The sequence below is a fragment of the Streptomyces hazeniae genome (assembly GCF_031845485.1).
Classification (GTDB): Bacteria; Actinomycetota; Actinomycetes; order Streptomycetales; family Streptomycetaceae; genus Streptomyces; species Streptomyces hazeniae.
The window spans coordinates 49,274-75,964 of sequence record NZ_JAVREQ010000029.1; the positions used below are offsets into that span (position 1 = coordinate 49,274).

Genomic DNA, 26,691 nt, shown 5'->3' on the forward strand with positions numbered 1-26,691 from the left:
GCCGCAGGGCGGCCACCCCCGAGGGGTGACCGCCCTGCGCGACGTACGACGCCGTCAGCCGGTGTACGGACCGTAGTCGTAGTCCTCCAGCGGAACGGCCTGGCCGGAGCCGGTGCCGAACGGCGAGTAGTCGATGTCGTCGTAGCCGACGGCCGAGTACATCGCGGCCTTGGCCTCCTCGGTCGGCTCGACCCGGATGTTGCGGTAGCGGGACAGGCCCGTGCCGGCCGGGATGAGCTTACCGATGATGACGTTCTCCTTGAGGCCGATCAGGGAGTCCGACTTGGCGTTGATCGCCGCGTCGGTCAGAACCCTGGTCGTCTCCTGGAAGGACGCCGCCGACAGCCACGACTCGGTGGCCAGCGAGGCCTTGGTGATGCCCATCAGCTGCGGACGGCCGGAGGCCGGGTGGCCGCCTTCCGTCACGACCCGACGGTTCTCGCCCTCGAACTTCGTCCGCTCGACCAGCTCGCCCGGCAGCAGCTCCGCGTCGCCGGACTCGATGATCGTCACCCGGCGCAGCATCTGCCGGATGATGATCTCGATGTGCTTGTCGTGGATCGACACGCCCTGCGAGTTGTAGACCTTCTGCACCTCGTTGACCAGGTGGACCTGGACGGCGCGCTGCCCGAGGATGCGCAGCACGTCGTGCGGGTTGGTCGCACCGACGGTCAGCGGCTGGCCGACGGCCACGTGGTCGCCCTCGGACACCTTCATGCGCGCACGCTTGGAGACCGGGTAGGACGTCTCGTCGGAGCCGTCGTCCGGCGTGACCACGACCTTCTTGGTCTTCTCGGTCTCCTCGATCCGCACCCGGCCGGCCGACTCGGAGATCGGCGCGACACCCTTCGGCGTACGGGCCTCGAAGAGCTCGACGACACGCGGCAGACCCTGCGTGATGTCGTCACCGGCCACACCACCGGTGTGGAAGGTACGCATCGTGAGCTGGGTGCCGGGCTCACCGATGGACTGGGCCGCGATGATGCCGACGGCCTCGCCGATGTCCACCAGCTTGCCGGTCGCCAGCGAGCGGCCGTAGCACATGGCGCAGGTGCCGACCTGGGACTCGCAGGTCAGGACCGAGCGGGTCTTGACCGTGGAGACGCCGTGCCGCACGAGCTCGTCGATGAGCACGTCGCCCAGGTCGGTGTTGGCCGGGGCCAGCACCTTGCCGTCCACCGCGACGTCCTCGGCCAGGGCACGTGCGTACACGCTGGTCTCGACGTCCTCGGCCTTGCGCAGCACGCCGTCCTCGCCGGTGGCCGCGATCTCCAGCTTGAGGCCGCGGTCGGTGCCGCAGTCCTCCTCGCGGATGATCACGTCCTGCGAGACGTCCACCAGACGACGGGTCAGGTAACCCGAGTCGGCGGTACGCAGCGCGGTGTCGGCCAGACCCTTACGGGCACCGTGCGTGGAGATGAAGTACTCCAGCACGGACAGGCCCTCGCGGAAGGACGCCTTGATCGGACGCGGGATGGTCTCGTTCTTGGCGTTGGACACCAGACCGCGCATGCCGGCGATCTGGCGCATCTGCATCATGTTTCCTCGAGCGCCCGAGTCGACCATCATGAAGATCGGGTTGGTCTTCGGGAAGTTCTCGTTCATCGCCTCGGCGACCTCGTTGGTCGCCCGGGTCCAGATCGAGACCAGCTCGTTGGAACGCTCGTCCTTGGTGATCAGGCCGCGCTCGTACTGCTTCTGGACCTTCTCGTCCTGAGCCTCGTACGACGCGATGATCTCCTTCTTCGCGGCCGGGACCACGACGTCGGAGATCGCGACCGTCACACCGGAACGGGTCGCCCAGTGGAAACCGGCGGACTTGAGGTTGTCCAGCGCCGCCGCGACGATCACCTTGGGGTAGCGCTCGGCCAGGTCGTTGACGATCCCGGAGAGCTGCTTCTTGCCCACCGTGTAGTCGACGAACGGGTAGTCCTCCGGCAGCAGCTCGTTGAAGAGCGCGCGGCCCAGTGTCGTCCGCAGCCGGAAGCTGTCACCCGGCTGGTACTCGGGCTCGCCCTCCTCCGGCGTCGGCGGGGTCCAGCCGCGCGGCGGCAGGGTCCCGACCGGGAAACGGATGTCGACCTTCGCCTGGAGCGAGAGCTCGCGGGCGTCGAACGCCATGATGGCCTCGGCGACCGAGTTGAACGACCGGTCGTCGCCGATGGTCTTGCGCTGCTCCTCGTCGGTCGTGAGGAAGAACAGCCCGAGCACCATGTCCTGGGTGGGCATGGTCACCGGACGGCCGTCGGCCGGCTTGAGGATGTTGTTCGAGGACAGCATCAGGATGCGGGCCTCGGCCTGCGCCTCCGCGGACAGCGGCAGGTGCACGGCCATCTGGTCGCCGTCGAAGTCCGCGTTGAACGCGGTGCACACGAGCGGGTGGATCTGGATGGCCTTGCCCTCGACCAGCTGCGGCTCGAAGGCCTGGATGCCGAGGCGGTGCAGGGTCGGCGCACGGTTCAGCAGCACCGGGTGCTCGGCGATGACCTCTTCCAGCACGTCGTACACGACCGTACGGCCGCGCTCGACCATGCGCTTCGCCGACTTGATGTTCTGCGCGTGGTTCAGGTCGACCAGGCGCTTCATCACGAACGGCTTGAAGAGCTCCAGCGCCATGGCCTTCGGCAGACCGCACTGGTGCAGCTTGAGCTGCGGGCCGACGACGATCACGGAACGGGCCGAGTAGTCGACGCGCTTGCCGAGCAGGTTCTGCCGGAAGCGGCCCTGCTTGCCCTTGAGCATGTCGGACAGCGACTTCAGCGGACGGTTGCCCGGGCCGGTGACCGGCCGGCCGCGGCGGCCGTTGTCGAACAGCGCGTCGACGGCCTCCTGCAGCATCCGCTTCTCGTTGTTCACGATGATCTCGGGGGCGCCGAGGTCCAGAAGCCGCTTGAGGCGGTTGTTCCGGTTGATGACGCGGCGGTACAGGTCGTTCAGGTCGGAGGTCGCGAAGCGGCCACCGTCCAGCTGCACCATCGGACGCAGGTCCGGCGGGATCACCGGGACGCAGTCCAGCACCATGCCCTTGGGGCTGTTGCTGGTCTGGAGGAAGGCGGAGACGACCTTGAGGCGCTTCAGCGCACGGGTCTTCTTCTGGCCCTTGCCGGTACGGATGATCTCGCGGAGGCGCTCGGCCTCCTCCTCCAGGTCGAAGGTCTCCAGCCGCTTCTGCAGCGCGGCGGCGCCCATCGAGCCGTCGAAGTAGGTGCCGAAGCGGTCGCGCAGCTCGCGGTAGAGCAGCTCGTCGCCCTCGAGGTCCTGCACCTTGAGGTTCTTGAAGCGGTTCCACACCTCGTCGAGGCGGTCGATCTCGCGCTGCGCGCGGTCGCGGAGCTGCTTCATCTCGCGCTCGGCGCCCTCGCGCACCTTGCGGCGCACGTCCGCCTTGGCACCCTCGGCCTCGAGCTCGGCCAGGTCGGCCTCCTGCTTCTTGGCCCGGGCCTCCAGGTCGGCGTCACGGCGCTGCTCGATCTGCTGGCGCTCCACGCCGACGTGCGCCTCCAGCGAGGGCAGGTCGCGCGTACGGCGCTCCTCGTCCACGTACGTGATCATGTACGCGGCGAAGTAGATGACCTTCTCCAGGTCCTTCGGAGCGAGGTCCAGCAGGTAGCCCAGCCGGGACGGCACGCCCTTGAAGTACCAGATGTGCGTGACGGGGGCGGCCAGTTCGATGTGGCCCATCCGCTCGCGGCGCACCTTGGCGCGGGTGACCTCGACACCGCAGCGCTCACAGATGATGCCCTTGAAGCGGACGCGCTTGTACTTGCCGCAGTAGCACTCCCAGTCCCGGGTGGGGCCGAAGATCTTCTCGCAGAAGAGCCCGTCCTTTTCCGGCTTGAGGGTGCGGTAGTTGATGGTCTCCGGCTTCTTGACCTCGCCGTGCGACCACTGACGGATGTCGTCAGCGGTGGCCAGGCCAATCCGCAGTTCGTCGAAGAAGTTGACGTCGAGCACTCTCGTCAATCCCTCTCAGGGTCGTCTCTAGATCAATGGTCTGAACGGGGGTCCGGGGTGGGTGCCGGGGGCCCGCCGAAGCGGGCCCCCGGCCCCCGTCAGACCTCTTCGACGCTGCTCGGCTCGCGCCGGGACAGGTCGATACCGAGCTCTTCCGCGGCGCGGAAGACGTCCTCGTCGGTGTCGCGCATCTCGATGGACATGCCGTCCGAGGACAGCACCTCCACGTTGAGGCAGAGCGACTGCATCTCCTTGATGAGCACCTTGAAGGACTCGGGGATGCCCGGCTCCGGGATGTTCTCGCCCTTGACGATGGCCTCGTAGACCTTCACGCGGCCGGTGACGTCGTCGGACTTGATGGTCAGGAGCTCCTGGAGGGCGTACGCGGCGCCGTACGCCTCCAGCGCCCACACCTCCATCTCACCGAAGCGCTGACCGCCGAACTGGGCCTTACCACCCAGCGGCTGCTGGGTGATCATGCTGTACGGACCGGTGGACCGGGCGTGCAGCTTGTCGTCGACCAGGTGGTGCAGCTTGAGGATGTACATGTACCCGACCGAGATCGGGTCCGGGAACGGCTCGCCGGAGCGGCCGTCGAACAGGTTGGCCTTGCCGGAGGGCTGGACCATGCGCTCGCCGTCGCGGTTCGGGATCGTGGACTCGAAGAGACCGGCGATCTCGTCCTCGCGGGCGCCGTCGAAGACCGGGGTCGCGACGTTGGTGCCCGCGGCGACCTCGTCCGCGCCGATGGACTTCAGGCGCTCCATCCACTCCTCGCTGCCCTCGACCTTCCAGCCCTGCGACGCGAGCCAGCCCAGGTGGATCTCCAGGACCTGGCCCGGGTTCATCCGGGACGGGACGCCGAGCGGGTTGAGGATGATGTCGACGGGGGTGCCGTCCTCCAGGAACGGCATGTCCTCGACGGGCAGGATCTTGGAGATGACGCCCTTGTTGCCGTGGCGGCCGGCGAGCTTGTCACCGTCGGTGATCTTGCGCTTCTGTGCGACGTAGACGCGGACCAGCTGGTTCACGCCCGGGGGCAGCTCGTCGCCCTCCTCGCGGTCGAAGACGCGGACGCCGATGACCTTGCCGGTCTCGCCGTGCGGCACCTTCAGCGAGGTGTCGCGGACCTCGCGGGCCTTCTCGCCGAAGATCGCGCGCAGCAGGCGCTCCTCCGGGGTCAGCTCGGTCTCACCCTTGGGGGTGACCTTGCCGACGAGGATGTCGCCCGCCTCGACCTCGGCGCCGATGCGGATGATGCCGCGCTCGTCGAGGTCGGCCAGGACCTCCTCGGAGACGTTCGGGATGTCCCGGGTGATCTCCTCCGGGCCCAGCTTGGTGTCGCGGGCGTCGACCTCGTGCTCCTCGATGTGGATCGAGGAGAGGACGTCGTCCTGCACCAGACGCTGGGAGAGGATGATCGCGTCCTCGTAGTTGTGGCCCTCCCACGGCATGAACGCGACCAGCAGGTTCTTGCCGAGCGCCATCTCACCGGCCTCGGTGGACGGGCCGTCGGCCAGCACCTGGTCGACGACGACGCGCTCGCCCTCGTCGACGAGCACCTTCTGGTTGAAGGAGGTGCCCTGGTTGGAGCGGGAGAACTTGGCGATGCGGTACGTGGTGTACGTGCCGTCGTCGTTGGCGACCGTGATGTAGTCGGCGGAGACCTCCTGGACCACACCTTCCTTCTCGGCCTTGATGACGTCGCCGGCGTCGACCGCACAGCGGTACTCCATGCCGGTGCCGACCAGCGGCGACTCCGCCTTGATCAGCGGCACGGCCTGGCGCATCATGTTCGACCCCATGAGCGCGCGGTTGGCGTCGTCGTGCTCGAGGAAGGGGATCATGGCGGTCGCGACCGACACCATCTGGCGCGGCGAGACGTCCATGTAGTCCACGTCGTCGCCGGGGATGAGGTCGACCTCGCCGCCGCGGCGGCGGATCAGCACGCGGTCCTCGGCGAACCGCATCTCCTCGTTCAGCGGCGCGTTCGCCTGCGCGATGACGAAGCGGTCCTCCTCGTCGGCGGTGAGGTAGTGCACCTCGTCGCTGACGACGCCGTTCTCCACCACGCGGTACGGGGTCTCGACGAAGCCGAACGCGTTGACCCGGCCGTAGGAGGCCAGCGAACCGATCAGGCCGATGTTCGGACCCTCGGGGGTCTCGATCGGGCACATGCGGCCGTAGTGCGACGGGTGCACGTCGCGGACCTCGAAGCCGGCCCGCTCACGGGACAGACCACCCGGGCCCAGCGCCGACAGGCGGCGCTTGTGGGTCAGACCCGACAGCGGGTTGGTCTGGTCCATGAACTGGGACAGCTGGCTGGTGCCGAAGAACTCCTTGATGGAGGCGACGACCGGCCGGATGTTGATCAGGGTCTGCGGCGTGATCGCCTCGACGTCCTGGGTGGTCATCCGCTCGCGGACGACGCGCTCCATGCGGGCCAGGCCGGTGCGGACCTGGTTCTGGATGAGCTCGCCGACGTTGCGCAGGCGGCGGTTGCCGAAGTGGTCGATGTCGTCGGTCTCGACGACGATCTGGTCGCCCTCGGCGGAGACCGTCTCCTCCTCGCCGGCGTGCAGCTTGACCAGGTACTTGATGGTGGCGATCACGTCGGCGGTGGTGAGCACGCCGGAGTCGAGCGGCTCGTCGCCGCCCAGCTTCTTGTTGATCTTGTACCGGCCGACCTTGGCCAGGTCGTAGCGCTTCGGGTTGAAGTAGAGGTTCTCCAGCAGCGTCTGCGCGGCCTCGCGGGTCGGGGGCTCGCCCGGACGCAGCTTGCGGTAGATGTCGAGCAGCGCGTCGTCCTGGCCCTGGGTGTGGTCCTTCTCCAGGGTGGCGCGCATCGACTCGTACTGGCCGAACTCCTCGAGGATCTGCTCGTTCGTCCAGCCGAGCGCCTTGAGCAGCACGGTGACCGACTGCTTGCGCTTGCGGTCGATGCGGACACCGACCATGTCGCGCTTGTCGATCTCCATCTCCAGCCAGGCACCCCGGGACGGGATGATCTTGGCGGAGAAGATGTCCTTGTCGGAGGTCTTGTCGATCGAGCTGTCGAAGTAGACGCCCGGCGAGCGCACCAGCTGCGAGACCACGACACGCTCGGTGCCGTTGATCACGAAGGTGCCCTTGTTGGTCATGAGCGGGAAGTCGCCCATGAAGACCGTCTGGGACTTGATCTCGCCGGTCTCGTTGTTGGTGAACTCGGCGGTGACGAAGAGCGGCGCGGCGTAGGTGAAGTCGCGCTCCTTGCACTCGTCGATCGAGTTCTTCGGAGGCTCGAAGCGGTGATCGCGGAAGGTCAGCGACATCGACCCGGAGAAGTCCTCGATCGGGGAGATCTCCTCGAAGATCTCCTCCAGACCGGACTTGGTGGGGACGTCCTGACCACTGTCCAGCGCGGCCTCGACGCGACCCTTCCAGGCCTCGTTGCCGAGGAGCCAGTCAAAGCTCTCGGTCTGCAGCGCAAGAAGGTTCGGAACCCCGAGGGGCTCCTTGATCTTCGCAAAGGAGATTCGCAGCGGGGCGGTGCCGACGGCGGTGTTCGAATGGGAGGTCGAGGCGTTGCGCGAGGCGGCCAAGAGGGGGTCCTTCCGAGGGCTCGGACTCACTACGCGCATACCGGTGCCCCTGGTGACGGGCAGGGAGCATCTAACAGGCAGCGCAAAGGGTCAGTGTAGCCAAACGGCCCACTGATGTCCAGAGCGGTTCTCCGGAGAACGGCGCAGTGCCACTCTCCCCCTCTCTCGTTGTGCTGTCACAGCGCCGGGGGCACCCTCCGGCCCTCGGAGGCGACGGGTGCTCTCGGCGCATCACCATGCTTCCCGCTTCGTCACCGATCCATGCCTCGGAACCTGGATCGGTGTGACGACGCGACCCGAGAATTGCGCGCTGCGTGCCATTCGTCAAGGCCCCCTCGGCGCCCCCTCGACAGCGGTGATCACCATACCCGCCCGTTTCGGAAGGGCAAGGAACCCGTCCCGGCACGGCCGAAGGGCGACCACCCGTTCGGGTGATCGCCCTTCGGAACGGCACGTTGAGACGTGCCGCGAAAGAGTCAGCAGACTCGTGAGGTCACTTGACCTCGACGGAGGCGCCGGCGCCCTCGAGGGACTCCTTGGCCTTCTCCGCGGCGTCCTTGGCGACCTTCTCGAGGACCGGCTTCGGGGTGCCGTCCACGAGCTCCTTGGCCTCCTTCAGGCCGAGCGAGGTGAGCTCGCGCACGACCTTGATGACCTGGATCTTCTTGTCACCGGCGCCGGTGAGGATGACGTCGAACTCGTCCTGCTCCTCGGCGGCCTCGGCGGCGCCGCCACCCTGGCCGGGGGCGGCGACGGCGACGGCGGCCGGGGCGGCGGCCTCGACGTCGAACTTCTCCTCGAACTTCTTCACGAAGTCGGAGAGCTCGATGAGGGTCATCTCCTCGAACTGCGCGAGCAGGTCTTCCTGGCTGAGCTTCGCCATGGTGGCGGTCCTTCCACTAGTTCGGCGGGTGCCGGTTGTCTTGCGATATCGGCGGGCGTACTCGGGCCCGCTGCGACCGTGCGGGGGTGGTTACTCCGCGTCGGCCTCGGCGGGAGCCGGCGTACCGGCACCGCCCTGCTCGACCTTGCTGCGAAGGGCGTCCGCGGTGCGGACCATCTTCGTGAGCGGGGCCTGGAAGGTCGCCGCGGCCTTGGCCATGGACGCCTTCATGCCACCGGCCAGCTTGGCGAGCAGCACCTCGCGGGGTTCGACGTCCGCGAGCTTGTTGAGCTCGGCGGCGGTCATCGCGCCGCCGTCGACGATGCCGCCCTTGATCACGAGAGCGGGATGGTCCTTGGCGAAGTCGCGCAGACCCTTCGCCGCCTCGACCGGGTCACCGGTCACGAAGGCGACGGCCGACGAGCCCGTGAAGTACTCGTCGAGCTCGTTGATCCCGGCCTCGTTGGCCGCGATCTTGGTCAGCGTGTTCTTCACCACACGGTACTGAGCGTTCTCACCGAGAGAACGGCGCAGGTCCTTGAGCTGCGCCACGGTGAGACCGGTGTACGCGGTCACGACCGCCGCGTTGGAGTCGCGAAAACGGTTCGTGATCTCCTCGACGGCTGCGACCTTGTCGGGTGCGACCTGGTCCCTCGCCATGAGCCTCGGCCTCCTTCCGGGTGATGAGGACCGCGCGGAAGGGGCTGGGAATGCGAAACGCCCCGGGCGCAGGCGCACGGGGCGAGGCTCGACCGAATGACACGCGCTCGATGCGCACGTCGGCCGGGAGCTCTTCCAGTTCACCTACGCGGGTCGCCCGCAGCTAGCGGATCCTTCGGCCGTGCGCCCTCGTGTGGGCGCACCGCAACCAGCGGTCTTTGGCTTCCGGGCCAGATTACGCGGGCGACCCCTGCGCAGGCAAATCGGCTCCGCGGCAGGCCGGAGGCGGCGGAAGAGACGCCGGAGCGCCTCTCCCGCCGACAGGCCGGCTCTCCCGCCGGTGGGCGGCGAAGCCGCCGCGGACGGGCTCCGGGGAGCCCTCCGGCGGCGTCACATGCCGGTGCCGGCTCCCGCGGTGCTGCCGGCGCCCTGGAGCTCCTCCAGCATCTTCATCAGGTCGATGGTCTCGGAGGCCGGCGGAGCGTCCACCGAGACGTCGGCGCCGAAGTCGCTCATCTTCTGCGTCATGTCGACGGTGCCCTCGGGGGTCTCCATCCCGACATCGATGCGTACCGGGAGGTCCTCCTCGTTCACCCAGGCCTCGATGCGGTACTCCTCGATCCCGGAGGCCTCCAGCTGGTCGAGAAGCTGCTCGCGCTCCTTCTCCTCCAGCACCTCGAGCGACTTGTTCGCCTTCAGCGCCTCCTCGATCGTCAGCGAACCCGTGTAGTGCCGGGTGGCGACGCCGTCGATCTTCTCCTCACCGGCGAACTTCACGTTCGGCGAGTCCAGCAGCATGCCCATCTGCTGGGCCGGGCTCTGGCCCAGGTTGTCCAGGCCGGAGGTCATGGCCTCGGCCATCTCGGGGTCCTCCGCGGACTCCGCGACCGCGCCCAGGTCGATCTTCATCCACCGCTTGCCCTCCATGTCGGCGGCAGCGGCCTCGCCCATGTCCATGTACATGGCGTCGTCCAGCCAGATCACCCGGCTGCCGCCCGCCCCGCCGGCACCGGCCAGTTCGCCACCCGTCATGGTCATGTCCATCGCGTACGGGTCCCAGCCCATGACGCCGTTCATCTCCATGGTGCCGCCGGCCTGGCCGGGCAGGGTCATCTCCATCGAGACCTTCGCGGACTTCGCCTCACTGGTCTTCCGCGTGGACGCGGTCATGACCGCGATCGCGGAGCGTGAGTCGGTCTGCTGCGAGACCTTCTCCTCCCCCGCCTTGCCGGCGTCGTCCGACTTCTCCCCGCCGGTGCAGGCGGTGAGCGTGGCTGCCATGGCCACGCTCACGGTCGCCAGGACGGCCTTGCGGAACGCGCGCATCCCCAACCCCCACTGTTTCTTCATATGTTCGGTTGGCACACATGGTACGGCGCCGGGCCCCGCCCTCCGAACGGAGAGCGGGGCCCGGCGCCGTGTGCGTCCGCGTGGCCGACGGCTCAGACGGCCGCCGGGTCCTCCTCGACGAGGAGGTTCTTGGTGCGGTTGGTGTCGACCGGGACACCGGGGCCCATCGTGGTGCTGATGGTGGTCTTCTTCACGTAACGGCCCTTGGCGGCCGACGGCTTGAGGCGGTGGATCTCGTCCAGCGCCGCGGCGTAGTTCTCCACGAGCTTGGCCTCGTCGAACGACGTCTTGCCGATGATGAAGTGGAGGTTGGAGTGCTTGTCCACCCGGAACTCGATCTTGCCGCCCTTGATGTCGGTGACGGCCTTGGCGACGTCCGGGGTGACGGTGCCGGTCTTCGGGTTCGGCATCAGGCCACGCGGACCGAGCACACGGCCGAGGCGGCCGACCTTGCCCATCAGGTCCGGGGTGGCGACGACGGCGTCGAAGTCCAGACGGCCCTTGGAGACCTCGTCGATCAGCTCGTCGGAGCCGACGATGTCGGCGCCGGCGGCTTCCGCGGCCGCAGCACGGTCACCGGTCGCGAAGACCAGGACCCGGGCGGTCTTACCGGTGCCGTGCGGGAGGTTCACGGTGCCGCGGACCATCTGGTCGGCCTTGCGCGGGTCGACGCCCAGACGCATGGCGACCTCGACGGTCGCGTCGAACTTCACCGAGGAGGTCTCCTTGGCGAGCCGGACGGCCTCGAGCGGGGCGTAGAACTTCGCCCGGTCGACCTTGGCGTCCGCGCTGCGGAGAGTCTTGCTGCGCTTCACTGCTGCTCCTGCTGTCTCAGGTTCGGAGTCGTGGTGCGGGCCGCGCAGGCCCTTCCACGGGTGACGGATGGAGGGATCAGCCCTCGACGGTGACGCCCATGGAACGAGCGGTACCGGCGATGATCTTCTCCGCCTGGTCCAGGTCGTTCGCGTTCAGGTCCGGCATCTTGGTCGTGGCGATCTCGCGCACCTGGTCACGGGTGACCTTGCCGACCTTGTTGACGTGCGGCTCGCCGGAGCCCTTCTCGATGCCGGCGGCCTTGAGGATCATCTTCGCGGCCGGCGGCGTCTTGGTGATGAAGGTGAAGGAGCGGTCCTCGTAGACCGTGATCTCCACCGGGATGACCCAACCGCGCTGCGACTCGGTCGCGGCGTTGTAGGCCTTGCAGAACTCCATGATGTTGACGCCGTGCTGACCCAGCGCCGGGCCGACCGGCGGAGCCGGGTTGGCGGCACCGGCCTGGATCTGGAGCTTGATCAGCCCCGCGACCTTCTTCTTCTTGGGAGGCATGTTCTCTCCGGGTCCTGGTGAGAAGTGATTCGCGCCTCCGTCCGCGGCCGGGCCCGGACGAGCCCGTCAGCCGGATGGAGGCATACCGCACCACGATAGCGCCTACCGTGGCGAGCTCTGAAATCGGTGGGGGCGGGGAGGCCCCGCAGGCCCGCCCGCCCCCACCCGAGGCATGGAATGCCGGAAGGTCAGTTCTTCTGGATCTGGTCGAAGCTGAGCTCGACCGGGGTCTCTCGGCCGAAGATCTCGACCAGGCCCTTGACCTTCTTGGAGTCGGCGTTGATCTCGTTGATCGTGGCCTGGAGGGTCGCGAACGGGCCGTCGGTGACGGTGACGGAGTCGCCGACCTCGAAGTCCAGCACCTGGACCTCGACGCGGCGCCCGGCACCCGCGACCGGCTTGCCCTCCTCGTCGGTGGCGGCGGCCTTCGCGGCCTTCTCCTCCGCCTCCGGGGCGAGCATCTTCACGATCTCGTCCAGCGTCAGCGGGTACGGGTCGTACGCGTTGCCGACGAAGCCGGTGACGCCCGGGGTGTTGCGGACGACGCCCCACGACTCGTTCGTCAGGTCCATGCGGACCAGCACGTAGCCGGGGAGCTTGTTCTGCTTCACCGTGCGGCGGTCGCCGTTCTTGATCTGGACGACCTCCTCCTGCGGCACTTCGGCCTGGAAGATGAAGTCCTCGACGTTGAGCGAGACGGCGCGCTGCTCGAGGTTGGTCTTCACGCGGTTCTCGTAGCCGGCGTAGGTGTGGATGACGTACCACTCGCCGGGCAGGAAGCGCAGTTCGTCGCGGAGGGCGGCGACCGGGTCGACCGGCTCCTCCTCCGCCTCGGCGGAGGCGTCCTCGACGGACTCGGCGGTGTCGCCCTCGGCCTCGGCCTCGGCGGGCTCGTCCGCGTCCACGTCCGCAGCCGGCTCGGCAGCCTCGGTCGCTTCCTCGGCGGCGTCGTCAACTGCCGCCTGGTCGACGCCGTCCGCCGTGGCGTCCGTCGCCTCGACGAGGTCGCGCGCGGAGTCGTCGCCCGTGGCGGGCTCGACGGCGTCGTTCAGGTTCGGGTCAGACACGGTGGCTGCTTCTTCCTGGCTTCGTGGGGTCGAACATGCGGTGGCCGCTGTCACGGCGACCGAGGGGCCGGGCACGCGTCAACGCGCCCTTCACGACTCAACGTACCCCTCGGCGGGCACTCACGGCCCTCCGCGAGGGTCAGCCGAAGACGAACTTGACGGCTTCGGTGAACCCATAGTCAAGCACGGTCACCAGAGCGATCATGATGACCACGAAGACGATCACCACGGTGGCGTAGGTGGAGAGCTGGTTCCGCGTGGGCCAGACGACCTTGCGGAGCTCCGCGATGATCTGCCGGTAGAAGAGAGCGAGACGCGCCAGCGGGCCCTTCTTGCCACGCTTGCCACCGCGCCGGGGCTTGTCGTCCGAGGACCGTCCGGGCTCGGGGACCTCGGTGGTGTCCGTGATCTCCGTCACTAGTCCTCACCTTGATCCGGATCGTTGCCCTGCGGCGCACGGGCCGGCCGCACGGCGGTGCAGTTCGAGTACGTACTGAAAAAGCACACACCATGTGGTGATGTGTGTAGCAGGGCCGGAGGGACTTGAACCCCCAACCGCTGGTTTTGGAGACCAGTGCTCTACCAATTGAGCTACGACCCTTTGTGCCGTCCTCAACCTACCGCATCCGCGCCGGTGCACACAGTGCGCAGCGCTGAGCGATCGTTGAGGGCCGACGACGTAGGAGTGTACGTGTTCCGCGGCCCGCCGTCGAACACCGCCCACCGCGCACGGTCCGCCGCGGCGGCCGTGACCGGCTCCACACCTTGCTGCGGCGGGGCCGCCCGGTCTGCAACGATGACGGCATGACCGCTGCTACCCCTTCCGCACAGTCTCCCACCGCACGACGCGTGTCGGCCCGCATCGGGTCGATCTCCGAGTCCGCGACGCTCGCCGTGGACGCCAAGGCGAAGGCCCTCAAGGCCGCCGGGCGCCCGGTGATCGGCTTCGGCGCGGGCGAGCCGGACTTCCCGACGCCCGACTACATCGTCGAGGCGGCGGTAGAGGCCTGCCGCGACCCGAAGAACCACCGCTATTCCCCGGCCGGCGGGCAGCCCGAGCTGAAGGCCGCGATCGTCGACAAGACGCTGCGTGACTCCGGCCGCCAGATCGAGGCCGCGAACGTCCTGGTGACCAACGGCGGCAAGCAGGCCATCTACGAGGCCTTCGCCGCGACCCTGGACCCGGGCGACGAGGTCATCGTGCCCGCGCCGTACTGGACCACCTACCCGGAGTCCATCCAGCTCGCGGGCGGCGTGCCGGTGCCGGTGGTCGCGGACGAGTCCAGCGGCTACCGGGTGTCCGTGGAGCAGCTGGAGGCTGCGCGCACCGAGCGCACCAAGATGGTGGTCTTCGTCTCCCCGTCGAACCCGACCGGCGCGGTCTACAGCCGGGAGCAGACGGAGGAGATCGGCCGCTGGGCCGCCGAGCACGGGCTGTGGGTGCTGACCGACGAGATCTACGAGCACCTGGTCTACGGCGACGCCGCGTTCACCTCGCTGCCCGTGGTGGTGCCGGAGCTGGCGGACAAGTGCATCGTGGTCAACGGCGTCGCCAAGACGTACGCCATGACCGGCTGGCGGGTCGGCTGGGTCGTCGGCCCCAAGGACGTCGTGAAGGCCGCGACGAACCTGCAGTCGCACGCCACCTCCAACGTGAGCAACGTCGCGCAGGTCGCGGCGATCGCCGCGCTCAGCGGTGACCTGGACGCCGTCGCGATGATGCGCGAGGCCTTCGACCGCCGGCGCCGGACCATCGTGCGGATGCTGAACGAGATCGACGGCGTGCTCTGCCCCGAGCCGGAGGGCGCGTTCTACGCCTACCCGTCGGTCAAGGGCGTGCTGGGCAAGGAGGTCCGCGGCAGGCGGCCCGCCACCTCGGTGGAACTGGCGGAGGTGATCCTGGAGGAGGTCGAGGTCGCCGTCGTGCCGGGCGAGGCCTTCGGCACCCCCGGATACCTGCGGCTTTCGTACGCGCTCGGCGACGAGGACCTGGTCGAGGGCGTCTCGCGCATCCAGAAGCTGCTGGCCGAGGCACGCGACTGATCCCTGCCCGGGAGGCGGGGCCGCGGCATGCGGCCGTGCTTTCGGGCAAGCCCCCGTCCGGGGAATGCGGTTCCGGGCGGGGGCTCGCGTGTAGCAGGATCGGGGGATGGCACGAGAGGTACGTTCGCTCCCCAAGGCCCATCTGCACCTGCACTTCACCGGTTCGATGCGGCCGTCCACGCTGCTGGAGCTCGCCGACAAGTACGGCGTCCACCTGCCGGAGGCGCTGCGGAGCGGCGAGCCACCGAAGCTGCGGGCCACGGACGAACGCGGCTGGTTCCGCTTCCAGCGCCTCTACGACGCCGCCCGCTCCTGCCTGCGGGCGCCGGAGGACATCCAGCGGCTGGTGCGCGAGGCCGCCGAGGAGGACGTGCGGGACGGCTCGCGGTGGCTGGAGATCCAGGTCGACCCCACCTCGTACGCGCCCCGGCTGGGCGGGCTGATCCCTGCGCTGGAGGTCATCCTCGACGCCGTCGACCGGGCGATGCGGGACACCGGCCTCGAGATCCGCGTGCTGGTCGCCGCGAACCGCATGAAGCACCCCCTGGACGCCCGTACGCTCGCCCGGCTGGCCGTCCGCTACCGGGACCGGGGCATCGTCGGCTTCGGCCTCTCCAACGACGAACGGCGGGGGTTCGCCCGCGACTTCGACCGTGCCTTCGCCATCGCCCGGGACGGCGGGCTGATCGCCGCGCCGCACGGGGGCGAGTTGTCGGGCCCGTCCAGCGTCCGGGACTGTCTGGACGACCTGCACGCCCTCCGCGTCGGCCACGGCGTCCGCGCGGCCGAGGACGCCCGGCTGCTGGGCCGGCTCGCCGATCGCGGGGTGACCTGCGAGGTGTGCCCGGCGTCCAACGTGGCGCTCGGGGTGTACGACAAGCCGGAGGACGTGCCGCTGCGGGCCCTGTGGGACGCGGGCGTGCCGATGGCGCTCGGCGCCGACGACCCGCTGCTCTTCGGCTCCCGGCTCGCCGCCCAGTACGAACTCGCCCGTGACGCCCACGCGTTCACCGACGAGGAGCTGGCCGAACTGGCGCGCCAGTCGGTGCGCGGTTCCGTCGCCCCGGAGGAGGTGCGGCGCGGGGTGCTCGCCGACATCGACGCGTGGCTGGCGGCACCGGCCGGCTGACGTCGACGCCGGTGCCGGACGCGCCCCTCAGAGGGCGCAGCCGACCGTCACGGGTTCGTTGACGAGTGTGACGCCGAAGGCGTCACGGACGCCCGTCCGCACCTCGCGCGCGAGGGCGAGCAGGTCGGCGGTCGTGGCGCGGCCCCGGTTGGTGAGGGCGAGGGTGTGCTTGCTGGAGATGCGTGCCGGGCCGTCGCCGTAGCCCTTGGTGAAGCCCGCCCGGTCGATGAGCCACGCGGCCGAGGTCTTGGTCCGGCCGTCGTCCGCGGGGAAGGAGGGCGGGGTGACGTCCGGCCCGAGCCGTTCGGCGACACGGGCGAGGAAGGCGGCGTACTCGGCGTCGTCGAGGATCGGGTTGGTGAAGAAGGAGCCGGCCGACCAGGTGTCGTGGTCCTCCGGGTCCAGCACCATGCCCTTTCCGGCGCGGAGTTTGAGCACGGTCTCGCGGGCGGTGGCCGCCGGGACGCGTTCGCCGGGCTGGACGCCCAGCGCACGGGCCGTCTCGGCGTACTTCAGCGGCGCGGACAGGCCGTCGGCGTCCTCCAGCGCGAACCGGACCCGCAGGACGACGAACCGCGTCGGATCGGCCTTGAAGCGGCTGTGCCGGTAGGCGAAGCCGCACTCGGCGTTCGGGACGACGACGGTCTCGCGGGCGCGGCGGTCGTAGGCGACGACCTCGGTGACCGTGGAGGAGACCTCCTGGCCGTACGCGCCGACGTTCTGGATGGGCGTCGCGCCGGCCGAGCCCGGGATGCCCGCCAGGCACTCGACGCCGGCCAGGCCGGCCTCGACCGTGCGGGCCACGGCCTCCGACCAGTTCTCGCCCGCGGCGAGTTCGAGCCGCGTGCCCTCCAGGTGGAAGCCGCGGGTGGCGATGCGCAGGGCCGTGCCGGGGAAGCCCGCGTCGGCGACGACCAGGTTGCTGCCGCCGCCGACGATCAGCAGCGGCGTGCCGGAGTCGTCGGCCTCGCGCACGGCCGCCACCACCTCGTCGTCGGTGGCGGCGGTCAGCAGACGTGCGGCGGGGCCGCCGAGCCGGAAGGTGGTCAGCGGGGCCAGCGGGGCGTCGTGGAATTCCTGCACGCGCACAAGAGTACGTTCCACGCGTGCAGGGCCGCGTTCCGCGCGCGGCGGAGCGGTCCCCGCGGGGAGACCGGGGTCCCTCAGGCCAGGGCGACCACGGCGCGGGACATGCCCAGCACCTTCTGCCCGGCGGCCGTCACGGTCAGGTCGACGCGGACGGTGCGGGCCTCGTCGTCCAGCTTCGCGGCGACCTTGCCGGAGACCTCGACGTGCGCGCCCTCGCCGTCGTCCGGCACCACGACCGGCCTGGTGAAGCGCACCCCGTACTCGCGTACGGCGCCCGGGTCGCCGACCCAGTCGGTGACCACGCGGGCGGCCTCGGCCATGGTGAACATGCCGTGCGCGATGACGTTCGGCAGGCCGACCTCGGTGGCGAACCGCTCGTTCCAGTGAATCGGGTTGAAGTCCCCGGAGGCGCCCGCGTAGCGGACGAGCGTGTCGCGGGTCACCGGGAAGGTCTGCGCGGGCAGTTCGGTGCCGACCTCGACGTCGGCGTAGGCGATCGCAGCGGTCATCGTCTCGCTCAGCCTTCCTCGGCGGCGCGCGCCACCAGCTTCGTCCAGGCGGTCACCACGTGCTCGCCGGCCTCGTCGTGCACCTCGCCGCGCACGTCCAGGATGTCGTTGCCGGCCCGGGAATTCACCGACTCGATGGTGGAGGTGACGGTCAGCAGGTCGCCGGCACGTACGGGCCGGCTGTAGGCGAACCGCTGGTCGCCGTGCACCACCCGGTCGTAGTCCAGGCCCAGCTTCGGGTCCTGAACGACCTCGAACGCCGCCCGGTAGGTGAGGGAGAACACGAAGGTGGGCGGCGCGATCACGTCCGGGTGGCCCAGCTCGGCGGCCGCGCCGCGGTCGGTGTAGGCCGGGTTGGCGTCACCGATGGCCTCGGCGAACTCGCGGATCTTCTCCCGGCCGACCTCGTAGGGCCGGGAGGGCGGGTAGCTGCGTCCGACGAAGGACTGGTCGAGCGCCATGGATCTCGGTCTCCTGAATCTCTGCCTGCCGCCGGGGCGGGAAGAACGATGTGAGGCCGCCCCCGACGGGCGGGGGCGGCCTCACATGCGAAGTACGTCTGCGCGTCAGCGCGGGTACGTCAGCGCGTCTCGCGGTGCGCGGTGTGCGCGTTGCAGCGCGGGCAGTGCTTCTTCATCTCCATGCGGTCCGGGTTGTTACGCCGGTTCTTCTTGGTGATGTAGTTCCGCTCCTTGCACTCCACGCAGGCCAGCGTGATCTTCGGGCGGACGTCGGTGGCAGCCACGTGAGTGCTCCTTGACGGACGGGACGGGTTGAACGCAGAAAGAGTAGCCGACCGGAGGACCGAGCCCGCAATCGGCTACTGTCAGTGAAGTAGCGGCGACCGGACTTGAACCGGTGACACAACGATTATGAGCCGTTTGCTCTACCGACTGAGCTACGCCGCCGCGATGCGCTTCGACCCCCGCCCGGACGAACCGGACGACGACCTCACACATCAGAGCCCCAAAACGGAATCGAACCGTTGACCTTCTCCTTACCATGGAGACGCTCTGCCGACTGAGCTATTGGGGCGAGCGGTGAAGACACTACACGGTCCCGGCTCGATACGTGAAATCCGTATCCGGGGGCCGCGGTACCGCACAGTCGTACTGCTCCTCCAGCCACCACGCCGGTACGACTATTCCGCTCCTCCGCTGCGTCTCCCGCTGCGCGCCGTACCCTCGTCACACGCCGGGCCACCGTGATCAGCTGCCGGCCCCTACCGCCGCCGCGACCACTGGGGAGACGATGGGCGACAGCCAGACGCCGGACCCCGAGGCCGGTTCCGGCTCCCCCGCCGACGGCTCCCGGCTGCTGCTGAGCGGCGCCCGCCTCGCCGACGGCCGGACCGTGGACGTCCGGCTCGGCGGTGGCCGCATCGAGGCCGTCGGCACCGCGGGCAGCCTCGCCACCACCACCGGAACCCGGCCCGGCACCCGCGTCGACCTGGGCGGATACCTGCTGCTGCCCGCTCCCGCCGAACCGCACGCCCACCACGACACCGCCCTGACCGCCGCGAGCGGCACCCCGGACACCCGGACCACGGAGGGCGCGACCACCGGCAGCGGGGCGCGCGCGGGCGGACCGCCGTCCGACGACGTCGAGGAGGTGCAGCGCCGCACCACCGAGGCGGCCCTGCTCCAGCTCGGCCACGGCGCCACCGCGCTGCGCAGCCACGTACGCATCGGCGACGTGGCCGGGCTGCGTTCCCTGGAGGCCGTGCTCCAGGCCCGCCGCAGCCTGCGCGGCCTCGCCGACCTCACCACCGTCGCCGTGCCCCGCCTCCTCACCGGACGCGCCGGCGAGGAGGAACTCGCGATGCTGCGCGACGCCCTGAAGATGGGCGCCACCGTCGTCGGCGGCTGCCCCGACCTCGACCCCGACCCGGGCGGCTACGTCGAGGCGGTCCTCACGGTCGCCGCCGAACACGGCTGCGCCGTGGACCTGCACACCGACGCCGCCGACCCGGCCCGGCTGGCCCGCCTCGCCGCCGCCGCGGGCGGCCTCCGCCCCGGCGTGACCCTCGGCCCGTGCGGCGGCCTCTCCCGGCTGCCGCACGAGGTCGCCACCCGCGCCGCCGACCAGCTCGCCGCCGCCGGGGTCACCGTGGTCGCGCTCCCCCAGGGCAGCTGCGCCGCCCTGAAGCACTCCGGCGTCGCGGCCTCGGCACCCGTACGGCTGCTCCGGGCGGCCGGCGTCCGCGTCGCGGCCGGCAGCGGGGCCCTCCGCGACGCCGCCAATCCGGTCGGCCGCGGCGACCCGCTGGAGGCCGCCTACCTGCTCGCCTCGCGCGGTGAAGCCGGCGCCGACGGCGCCTACCGCGCGGTCAGCTGCGACGCCCGCGCGGCCATGGGGCTGCCGGAAGTACGCGTCGAAGCCGGTTTCCCGGCCGAACTCCTCGCGGTGCGCGGCCAGGACGTCGCGGGCGCGCTGTCCCTCTCGTACAGCCGGATCGTCATCCACCGCGGCCGCGTGGTGGCACGCACCAGCGCGGTACGGGAGTACTGCGACTCCGCCGCCGCGGTGGAGTTCGACCTGCCGCGGCAGGCGCAGGGCTGACGCTCCGTCCGGCACGACACCGAAGGGCGTACGGTCGGGGGCATGCGTACAGTCATCGCCGGTGGACACGGAAAGATCGCGCTGCGCCTGGAGGCGCTCCTCGCCGAGCGCGGCGACCGGACCGTGGGCCTGATCCGCAACCCCGCCCACGCGGACGACGTGACGGCCACGGGCGCCGAACCCGCCGTCTGCGACCTGGAGTCGGCGACCGTGGACGAGGTCGCCCGCGCGCTGGAGGGCGCGGACGCGGCCGTCTTCGCGGCCGGAGCGGGCCCGGGCAGCGGAGCGGCCCGCAAGGATACCGTCGACCGCGACGCGGCGATCCTGTTCGCCGACGCCGCCGCCCGCGCAGGCGTACGACGGTTCCTGGTCGTCTCCGCGATGCGCGTCGACGAGGAGCCGACCGCCGACATGGACCCGGTCTTCGCCGCCTACCTGCGCGCCAAAGGCGCCGCCGACGCGGCCGTACGGGCACGTACCGACCTGGACTGGACGATCCTGCGGCCCGGCCGCCTCACCGACGACCCCCCGACGGGCCGGGTCGCGCTGTCCGCGCACACGGGCCGCTCCGAGGTGCCGCGCGCGGACGTCGCGGCGGTGCTGGCCGCACTGCTGGACGAGCCGCGCACAGCCGGTCTCACCCTCGAGCTGGTCTCCGGAGACACGACCGTCCCCGACGCGGTCGCCGCCGCCGTGTCCCAGCCCTGAACAGCCCTTTCGCTACAGAAGGGCGGCGATCTCGGCCGCCGTCCACCGCATCGCCGCCCCCGGCCGCCGCGCCAGGTGGGCGGCGATGCGGGCGGCCGGCCAGGCGTGCGACACCTGCAGCCCCGAGGCCAGCCACCGCAGGTACGCGGCCGCCGGTGGCCGCCACGCCACGTCGCCCATCCCCCACGGCGCGGTGAAGGTGAGCACCGGGCGCCCGTCCAGCGATCCGGGACAGACCAGCGTCTCGTAACAGCCCGGTCCCATCCGGGACCGGCCCTCCGCCAGCACCCCGGAGAGGTCCAGGTCCACCCCGGGCGGGCGGTGCATCTCCTGCGCCGCGATGTCGGAGAACTGCCGCGCGCTGATCAGATAGGCCCGGGCCGGCGTCTCACCGCGGGCGCCCGGGTCGTAGAAGGCCATACCTCCGGTCCACGCGGGCGACTCCAGCGCGAAGTACACCTGACCCGGCAGCATGATCGGTTCCGTGCGCGCGGGGTCCTGCGGCTCACGGCACCCCGGATACGTCCGCCTGCCGCCCGGCGGCTTCCCGCCGCGCAGGTAGAAGCCGAGCCGCGTGTGGTGCAGGTTCGACCCGTAGGCCGCGTACCACACGTACTCGGTGCCGGCGGCCTCCACCCGCCCCGGGCCGAGCCGCCGCAACTGTCTGCTCATCCGTCCCCAGCGTAGGGCAGTGCCCGGGAAGGCTCACCCGCCCGCGGCGCATGGCACGGCCCCTCGCCGCGTTCTCGCATCGCCGCCGGTCGTCAGACGTGCCGGTCCGGGCGATCGTGGACACAATGGCGTCATGACCGAGTCACCGTCCACCTGTCCCGAGCCTCACGGCTCCATGCTGTCCGTGTGGTCGAAGGACTCGGTGCTGTCGATCGGTTCAGTGGGGTCGGTCCTGTCGATCGGGTCCGTCGGCTCCGCCCTCTGTGTCGGCTCGGTCGGGAGCACCCTGTCGGCCGGCTCGATCGGCTCCGCCCTGTCGCTGATCTCGGCCGGATCGTGGCTGAGCACGGGATCTCTGCTGTCCGCCCGATCCCGGTGGTCGGTGCTGTCCTGGGCCTCCTCGCGGGGCTTCCTGACCGCCGGAGTCGTGGGCGCGGTGGCCGGAACCGGCTTGGTCCTGGCCCGGACGACCTGCGGGCCGCTTGCGGCAGGACGCCTTCAGCGGCCCGTCATGCGCGGCGGGCGGAAGCGTCACCCGAGCCCGTAGCGGACTCGTCTTTTCACCGGCTCCGGTTCTCCGCCGGCTCCCCTGCTTCGCGCCGTACGAAGGACCCGGCGCGAACCAGGCAACCGGCCGCGGCGACCGTCAGCAGCAGGGGGAAGAAGCCCCGCCCGACCAACCCGAGAAGGCTGTCGTCCAGCGCCTCGTAGGTCCCCCACGGGGCGCGACGGACAGGGACGACGTCGCCGTCGACTGCGGAGTACGAGCGCACCGTGGCCGGCCCGTCGCTCCTCTCCCCGCGACCGTTGACGAACGTCCCCGCGCATTCGACGTAGGAGCCGCCCTTGCCTCCGCCGTGCTCGACGCACCGCGCAGCGACGATGTGTCCACCTTCGCCAAGGACGCCGAACCCTACGGCAGCCCGTACCCCGAGAAACGCCGCGAAGGTCAGGAGAACAAGGCTGAGGAACATCCATGCGCCTGCAGCGGCGAAGCGATCCCTCGCGCCCTCTGCAGCGCTCACCACGGTTCAACCCCTCTCGATGCAACGGCCACCGCGTACATGCTCGCTGTCGGTTGGCGCTGCCAGAGAGGCATCCGGCGCCACTCCGCTGCCGTCGAGCCGAGCCGTCCGCGTGCCGGATCCTCTGGCGGGGCATCACGAAGAACAACGGTCGGCCAGGGTGATCTCACAAGAAACCGACCCCTGACCGATTTTGCTGGTCAGGGGCCGGTTTCACGGTCCTGTGGCGGCGCCAGGATTCGAACCTGGGAAGGCTGAGCCGGCAGATTTACAGTCCCCCGCGGACAGCGCATCTGACCTGCACATACGCGCCAACTCGCTTCCCTTGCCCCACGTCAGCCCCACAGCGCCCCAGTTGGGGGCTCCACGCGCGCCCGCGAACGACTGGCTCGGACAGGTGCGGTGCAGGTCTCAGAGGCTGGCCGGGTGGTGGGAGAGTCAGACCACACGACAAAAATAGAACAAAATATCGAGTTCACAAGACCTTCCATATGTCTACCTGTTCTTCACATATCGGCGTAGTATTGCCGCGGGCCAAGAATCACACCCTTGGAGCGACCTTGAAGCTGACCGTTAGCATTGCACGCAAAGACGTAACCACATTTGAAGAGCTGATTAGGGCGGTCTACGTTGAGAGGCTTGGCCTGACACGACTTGAGCCGACATCATCGCTGAGTTTTCCGGTGCAGGCCTACATCCAACGCGACAAGCCCACTCAGCCAAAGTGGGTCAATTTCTTAGGTCAACACTTTGCGGTGACCGGAGTTGAGAATACGTCCAACTCCTTCGTCCTCCTAGCGAAAGTTCGCGACCGAATTTTCGCAGTAACCTTTGGCGTATCGGGCATTAATTCCCTCGACCGGGGGAAATTGGAGCGCGGCTTCGGACTGCGCGTATGTGCGAACTCGGTAGATGCAAGTGAACTAATTTCCGTAGACACGCGCAACCTCGACGCAGTGACTCGTCAGCAGAAGACACATCTAAGCATCGGCAGCTCCATATCAGACTTTTCAATCCCCGTAGAGCAGGACTGGGTACGCCGCATTCAAGGGAAAACGGGGAAGCTGGATTTCGCAAAGAGCCTATCGGGGGCCGACTCACTACATATCAATGTCTCTGGATCGCTCTCGAAACTGCCGGATTTTCTCTCTGCCATCCTGGATGCCTACGAGTCAGAGGACTACAAGACTACATTTCCATTCCTTGACTACTACTCGCCGGTCGACAGTCACGACCCCCGATTTGCCGAACTTGAGCGAAAACTCCTAGCGAGAGTACTAAACCGAGCGACCGAGAAAACCTCCCTTGCGGCGCCTCAGATCGTGGATGACGAACAGGTTAGCCACTACGAGATCTCCGCTAAATACAAGGTGGCTGAAACGGAGGAAGTAACCCTAGCGGGCGTGTATGAATTTTTAGGCGCATCCTACGACGGAGACGACCCGCTGCACGACGTGCGGATAGTACCGATTGCCGACTCCGGTCAGGCCGCAGGACAAAAGCGTCCTCTCCGTGACTGGGTGGTATGCGAAGTCGCGGAATCGGACAGGACTTACGTCCTCTCCTTGGGGGAATGGTACGAAGTAGCCGGTGACTTCGTCAGCTCAGTCAATTCAGAGGTTGCCAGAATAGCGGACGTCACTGACGAACTACAGCTAGACGCATGGCAGCCCTCAGAAAAGGAAGGCGACTACAATGAGCGAGTTGCCGAGAATAGACAGTGGGCCTTGCTCGACAAGAAGAACTACAGCATAGGCGGACCTTCCCAGAAGATTGAAATTTGCGACCTTCTCACCAAAGACATGCAGTTGATTTGCGTGAAACAGCAGACAAGTTCCGCAACCCTCTCCCACCTGTTCAGCCAGGGAAGCGTGTCCGCAGAACTCTATCGAGGCGAACCCGACTACCGGAATCGCATATATAATGACGCGCGCGAGAATTGGGGAGAGGAGATACCAGAGCCTCCAGAGGGCCCCACGCCGACGATCGTCTACGCCATCGCCAATGATCGCCCGGGAAAGCTTGCGGACAATCTGTTCTTCTTCAGCAAAATCACCTTGTTGGCAAACAGGCGCATCATCGAACGTCTCGGAATCAAAGTAGCCATGGCACGCGTCCCGATGCCCACCGGGACTCTGCGAACGAAGAAGCGCAAGAGGCGCAGCGCTTGACAGAGCAATTTCGCCCAGGCCATTAAGGTTGCCGCGGGGATTTCGTGTTTTCCCCGGTCCTACTCCTCACACCTCGGACTCAGTGTCACGTCTTCGAATCCATGCTCGGCCGCGGCAGCGAGACGCTGGGCCAACCACCCCGAGACGCGCGGGCCACCGTTAACAGCTACGCCTTCACGAACTGTCCGGACGTGCTCGAACCCATGCCGCAGGTAGTAGCGCTGGAGACCAACGTTCGTCGTCCATGCGTCGAGCCGAAGCCACTTGACTCCGGACCGATAGGCTCGATCGCCAGCCCAGTCGAGCAGGCGCCCGCCAAGGTTTCGGCCGGCATGGCTGCGCGCGACGGTGAGCTTGGTGATGAACAGGGACGGTTCTCTCAGTTCCTCCTCCGTCCACAGGCCCTCTTCCGCTTGGGCGTCGAGCGTGATGGTCGCCACCGTCGCACCGCCGTCCGTGACCATGAAGACAGACCCGGCCTCGATCGTCGCGAGGAGACGGCCTACAGGGTACGGGCGCTGCCACTGGTCGCTGCCGAGCTGACGCAGCCAAGCTGACGCCTCCTCACGGAAGGCGAGCAGCTTGGCCACGTCGTCGGGCTGAGCTGAGCTGATTCTCACTGAGGCTCGTTCTCCCGGCCGGACTGGTCACCGATCTCGTAGTTCACCCGGTTCAGGTCACCGCGGAAGGTGGTGATCGTGCACCGAATCGGGCGGTCGACCGTGTACCCCGTGCGCATCCAGAGGAGCACCGGCACGCCCGCTCCCACCTCCAGGGCCCGGGCCTCTTCCGGCGTCGGCATGCGGGTGGAGATCTCATCGAAGTAGCCCACCTGCTCGGTTCCTCGCTCAGCGAGATACCTGGTCGTACCTTCCTCGATGTCCCCGGGCTCCGCGAGGCGGGGCGCTTCGTCGGCCAGCCACGCCGGGTAGTACGTCGCCTGCGTGGACCACGGCACGTCGTCCACGAATCGGTGACAGAACCGCAGGACCGTCCGCGAGCCAGGTTCGACCTTGAGACGAGCCGCCACCTCCTCAGGTGCCGGCCGAATCTCCACCCGGAAGGTCTGGTGCGGCCGACGACCCGCGTTGGTCACGTCGGTGCTGTACGCGTCCCCGATCTGCGGGAAGCTCAGGTCCTCGAAGCGCGATGCGTTCAGCTCGAAGACCTCATGCTTCGCGACCTCGTACCCCAGCCCCTGGCTAGAGGTGACGAGCCCCTGCGTCACGAGTAGGCCCAGCCCGGAGCGGACCGTGTTCCGCGACGCATCGAAACGGGCGGACAGCTCACTTTCCGAGGGCAGCCGAGACCCGGGCGGGTAGGTGCCGTTGTCGATCTCGCGGCGCAGCGCGTCCGCGACTTGCCGGTACTTCGGCTGCTTGCTCATGCCCCCATCATGACGCACTCGGTCAACTTGTTGGTACATGCGGGCCCCAATCGCTTGACGAACCTCTCACAGCCGTGCACTATCAACTCAGTCAACTTGTTCCAACAAGTTGACCAGGCGGTGCAGCACCATTAAGCGTGCCCTGCCCTGCCGACATTCCCGCTGCGGCGGGCGGATGGCGTCCGGACGGCCTCGTGAAACGGGTCGGAAGGCAGCGCTTGTGCCTTGAGAACTGAAGAGCGTGACGAGGTTGCCGCCTCCTCCGATAAGGCGGCCGGCGCGGCTGAGGTCCGCGCATCGCAGTCCTGTGCTGCACGTCGTCCCTCTCCCACCGCCCTGCGGGGCCGGTCGGGAGGGGCGTCGGCGTGGGGTTCGCAGGAATGCCCCATCACACACAAGCGCGCCGCCCGGGGGTCCAGCCCCGGGCGGCGCTTTACAGGCACCTGAGTGGAGGAGCCCGTGAACATCAGGATCACACACGTGCTGGCGATGACGGACGAGCAGCGTCGGCAGCTCGAAGAGGCGAACCGCAGGGCGAACGAGCAGTCGCAACGGGACGCGGCCGCGAAGCGCGG

General features: G+C 68.8%; 23 protein-coding genes and 3 tRNA genes. 6 read left to right on the plus strand and 20 right to left on the minus strand.

Annotation, left to right across the window (positions count from 1 at the left end; all coding sequences use genetic code 11):
* Positions 1-54: 54 nt before the first annotated feature.
* From RM572_RS25050 to RM572_RS25095, 10 genes are all read right to left on the minus strand, one after another.
* The gene (locus RM572_RS25050) at positions 55-3,954 is read right to left on the minus strand and encodes a DNA-directed RNA polymerase subunit beta' (RefSeq protein ID WP_027763403.1); all 3,900 of its coding nucleotides are present in this window, start codon (positions 3,952-3,954) and stop codon (positions 55-57) included.
* A gap of 98 nt (positions 3,955-4,052) precedes the next feature.
* Positions 4,053-7,535, minus strand: coding sequence for a DNA-directed RNA polymerase subunit beta (gene rpoB / locus RM572_RS25055; RefSeq protein ID WP_311675656.1), 3,483 nt, complete (start codon positions 7,533-7,535; stop codon positions 4,053-4,055).
* Positions 7,536-8,028: 493 nt separating this feature from the next.
* Positions 8,029-8,418 carry a 50S ribosomal protein L7/L12 gene (gene rplL / locus RM572_RS25060; protein WP_136182835.1) on the minus strand — a complete coding sequence of 130 codons (390 nt, stop codon included), beginning with the start codon at positions 8,416-8,418 and terminating at the stop codon, positions 8,029-8,031.
* Between the two features lie 90 nt (positions 8,419-8,508).
* Positions 8,509-9,078, minus strand: a complete 570-nt coding sequence (rplJ, locus tag RM572_RS25065; protein WP_136182836.1) for a 50S ribosomal protein L10 — start codon at positions 9,076-9,078, stop codon at positions 8,509-8,511.
* A 390-nt stretch (positions 9,079-9,468) separates the two neighbouring features.
* Entirely contained in the window at positions 9,469-10,404 is a 936-nt protein-coding gene (locus RM572_RS25070) for a hypothetical protein (RefSeq protein ID WP_311675657.1), read from the minus strand.
* A 116-nt stretch (positions 10,405-10,520) separates the two neighbouring features.
* On the minus strand, positions 10,521-11,243 hold the full coding sequence (gene rplA, locus RM572_RS25075; protein WP_136182838.1) for a 50S ribosomal protein L1: 723 nt from the start codon (positions 11,241-11,243) through the stop codon (positions 10,521-10,523).
* A 76-nt stretch (positions 11,244-11,319) separates the two neighbouring features.
* Positions 11,320-11,754 (minus strand): 50S ribosomal protein L11, encoded by a 435-nt coding sequence (gene rplK / locus RM572_RS25080; RefSeq protein ID WP_027763408.1) that lies wholly within the window; start codon positions 11,752-11,754, stop codon positions 11,320-11,322.
* A gap of 188 nt (positions 11,755-11,942) precedes the next feature.
* Positions 11,943-12,821, minus strand: coding sequence for a transcription termination/antitermination protein NusG (gene nusG, locus RM572_RS25085; protein WP_311675658.1), 879 nt, complete (start codon positions 12,819-12,821; stop codon positions 11,943-11,945).
* A gap of 139 nt (positions 12,822-12,960) precedes the next feature.
* Positions 12,961-13,239 (minus strand): preprotein translocase subunit SecE, encoded by a 279-nt coding sequence (gene secE / locus RM572_RS25090; RefSeq protein WP_027763410.1) that lies wholly within the window; start codon positions 13,237-13,239, stop codon positions 12,961-12,963.
* A gap of 110 nt (positions 13,240-13,349) precedes the next feature.
* A tRNA-Trp gene (locus tag RM572_RS25095) sits at positions 13,350-13,422 on the minus strand.
* Between the two features lie 203 nt (positions 13,423-13,625).
* Here RM572_RS25095 and RM572_RS25100 point away from each other — a divergent pair.
* Positions 13,626-14,864, plus strand: coding sequence for a pyridoxal phosphate-dependent aminotransferase (locus RM572_RS25100; protein WP_311675659.1), 1,239 nt, complete (start codon positions 13,626-13,628; stop codon positions 14,862-14,864).
* 106 nt (positions 14,865-14,970) lie between these two features.
* Positions 14,971-15,993, plus strand: a complete 1,023-nt coding sequence (locus RM572_RS25105; protein WP_311675660.1) for an adenosine deaminase — start codon at positions 14,971-14,973, stop codon at positions 15,991-15,993.
* 27 nt (positions 15,994-16,020) lie between these two features.
* Here the strand turns inward: RM572_RS25105 and RM572_RS25110 are convergent, their stop codons facing one another.
* The 6 genes from RM572_RS25110 to RM572_RS25135 form a co-directional block, all read right to left on the minus strand.
* Positions 16,021-17,097: a UDP-N-acetylmuramate dehydrogenase gene (locus RM572_RS25110; RefSeq protein ID WP_311675661.1), complete on the minus strand. Its 1,077-nt coding sequence runs from the start codon at positions 17,095-17,097 to the stop codon at positions 16,021-16,023.
* Between the two features lie 59 nt (positions 17,098-17,156).
* A complete protein-coding gene (locus RM572_RS25115) occupies positions 17,157-17,591 on the minus strand; it encodes a MaoC family dehydratase (RefSeq protein ID WP_311675662.1) in 435 nt (144 codons plus the stop codon).
* Positions 17,592-17,599: 8 nt separating this feature from the next.
* Positions 17,600-18,052 carry a MaoC family dehydratase N-terminal domain-containing protein gene (locus tag RM572_RS25120; protein WP_311675663.1) on the minus strand — a complete coding sequence of 151 codons (453 nt, stop codon included), beginning with the start codon at positions 18,050-18,052 and terminating at the stop codon, positions 17,600-17,602.
* A gap of 119 nt (positions 18,053-18,171) precedes the next feature.
* Entirely contained in the window at positions 18,172-18,336 is a 165-nt protein-coding gene (rpmG, locus tag RM572_RS25125) for a 50S ribosomal protein L33 (protein WP_018834916.1), read from the minus strand.
* A gap of 90 nt (positions 18,337-18,426) precedes the next feature.
* A tRNA-Met gene (locus RM572_RS25130) sits at positions 18,427-18,499 on the minus strand.
* 54 nt (positions 18,500-18,553) lie between these two features.
* A tRNA-Thr gene (locus tag RM572_RS25135) sits at positions 18,554-18,626 on the minus strand.
* Positions 18,627-18,842: 216 nt separating this feature from the next.
* Here RM572_RS25135 and RM572_RS25140 point away from each other — a divergent pair.
* Together RM572_RS25140 and RM572_RS25145 are read left to right on the plus strand one after the other, a co-directional pair.
* Positions 18,843-20,153 carry an amidohydrolase family protein gene (locus RM572_RS25140; RefSeq protein ID WP_311675664.1) on the plus strand — a complete coding sequence of 437 codons (1,311 nt, stop codon included), beginning with the start codon at positions 18,843-18,845 and terminating at the stop codon, positions 20,151-20,153.
* Positions 20,154-20,195: 42 nt separating this feature from the next.
* Positions 20,196-20,861 (plus strand): NAD(P)H-binding protein, encoded by a 666-nt coding sequence (locus RM572_RS25145; protein WP_311675665.1) that lies wholly within the window; start codon positions 20,196-20,198, stop codon positions 20,859-20,861.
* A 12-nt stretch (positions 20,862-20,873) separates the two neighbouring features.
* Here RM572_RS25145 and RM572_RS25150 read toward each other — a convergent pair whose 3' ends face one another.
* Positions 20,874-21,533: a histone deacetylase gene (locus RM572_RS25150; protein ID WP_311675666.1), complete on the minus strand. Its 660-nt coding sequence runs from the start codon at positions 21,531-21,533 to the stop codon at positions 20,874-20,876.
* A gap of 133 nt (positions 21,534-21,666) precedes the next feature.
* Between RM572_RS25150 and RM572_RS25155 the strand changes: the two genes are divergently transcribed.
* On the plus strand, positions 21,667-22,080 hold the full coding sequence (locus RM572_RS25155) for a hypothetical protein (protein ID WP_394813703.1): 414 nt from the start codon (positions 21,667-21,669) through the stop codon (positions 22,078-22,080).
* A 13-nt stretch (positions 22,081-22,093) separates the two neighbouring features.
* On the opposite strand, the gene RM572_RS25160 is transcribed toward RM572_RS25155, so the two are convergent.
* A complete protein-coding gene (locus RM572_RS25160) occupies positions 22,094-22,558 on the minus strand; it encodes a hypothetical protein (RefSeq protein ID WP_311675667.1) in 465 nt (154 codons plus the stop codon).
* A gap of 560 nt (positions 22,559-23,118) precedes the next feature.
* Between RM572_RS25160 and RM572_RS25165 the strand changes: the two genes are divergently transcribed.
* Complete coding sequence (locus RM572_RS25165; protein WP_311675668.1) at positions 23,119-24,729, plus strand: DUF6119 family protein; 1,611 nt, start codon at positions 23,119-23,121, stop codon at positions 24,727-24,729.
* A gap of 59 nt (positions 24,730-24,788) precedes the next feature.
* On the opposite strand, the gene RM572_RS25170 is transcribed toward RM572_RS25165, so the two are convergent.
* Positions 24,789-25,349 carry a GNAT family N-acetyltransferase gene (locus RM572_RS25170; RefSeq protein WP_311675669.1) on the minus strand — a complete coding sequence of 187 codons (561 nt, stop codon included), beginning with the start codon at positions 25,347-25,349 and terminating at the stop codon, positions 24,789-24,791.
* Positions 25,346-26,116 (minus strand): GntR family transcriptional regulator, encoded by a 771-nt coding sequence (locus tag RM572_RS25175; protein ID WP_311675670.1) that lies wholly within the window; start codon positions 26,114-26,116, stop codon positions 25,346-25,348. Before RM572_RS25175 ends, RM572_RS25170 begins: the two co-directional genes overlap by 4 nt.
* Positions 26,117-26,691: the final 575 nt, after the last annotated feature.

What these genes read in the sequence shown, in the direction of transcription:
- rplL (WP_136182835.1), bottom strand. Translation starts at nt 8,418, where the DNA reads ATGGCGAAGCTCAGCCAGGAAGACCTGCTCGCGCAGTTCGAGGAGATG.
- rplJ (WP_136182836.1), bottom strand. Translation starts at nt 9,078, where the DNA reads ATGGCGAGGGACCAGGTCGCACCCGACAAGGTCGCAGCCGTCGAGGAG.
- RM572_RS25070 (WP_311675657.1), bottom strand. Translation starts at nt 10,404, where the DNA reads ATGCGCGCGTTCCGCAAGGCCGTCCTGGCGACCGTGAGCGTGGCCATG.
- rplK (WP_027763408.1), bottom strand. Translation starts at nt 11,754, where the DNA reads ATGCCTCCCAAGAAGAAGAAGGTCGCGGGGCTGATCAAGCTCCAGATC.
- RM572_RS25100 (WP_311675659.1), top strand. Translation starts at nt 13,626, where the DNA reads ATGACCGCTGCTACCCCTTCCGCACAGTCTCCCACCGCACGACGCGTG.
- RM572_RS25105 (WP_311675660.1), top strand. Translation starts at nt 14,971, where the DNA reads ATGGCACGAGAGGTACGTTCGCTCCCCAAGGCCCATCTGCACCTGCAC.
- RM572_RS25115 (WP_311675662.1), bottom strand. Translation starts at nt 17,591, where the DNA reads ATGACCGCTGCGATCGCCTACGCCGACGTCGAGGTCGGCACCGAACTG.
- RM572_RS25120 (WP_311675663.1), bottom strand. Translation starts at nt 18,052, where the DNA reads ATGGCGCTCGACCAGTCCTTCGTCGGACGCAGCTACCCGCCCTCCCGG.
- RM572_RS25140 (WP_311675664.1), top strand. Translation starts at nt 18,843, where the DNA reads ATGGGCGACAGCCAGACGCCGGACCCCGAGGCCGGTTCCGGCTCCCCC.
- RM572_RS25145 (WP_311675665.1), top strand. Translation starts at nt 20,196, where the DNA reads ATGCGTACAGTCATCGCCGGTGGACACGGAAAGATCGCGCTGCGCCTG.
- RM572_RS25150 (WP_311675666.1), bottom strand. Translation starts at nt 21,533, where the DNA reads ATGAGCAGACAGTTGCGGCGGCTCGGCCCGGGGCGGGTGGAGGCCGCC.
- RM572_RS25155 (WP_394813703.1), top strand. Translation starts at nt 21,667, where the DNA reads ATGACCGAGTCACCGTCCACCTGTCCCGAGCCTCACGGCTCCATGCTG.
- RM572_RS25175 (WP_311675670.1), bottom strand. Translation starts at nt 26,116, where the DNA reads ATGAGCAAGCAGCCGAAGTACCGGCAAGTCGCGGACGCGCTGCGCCGC.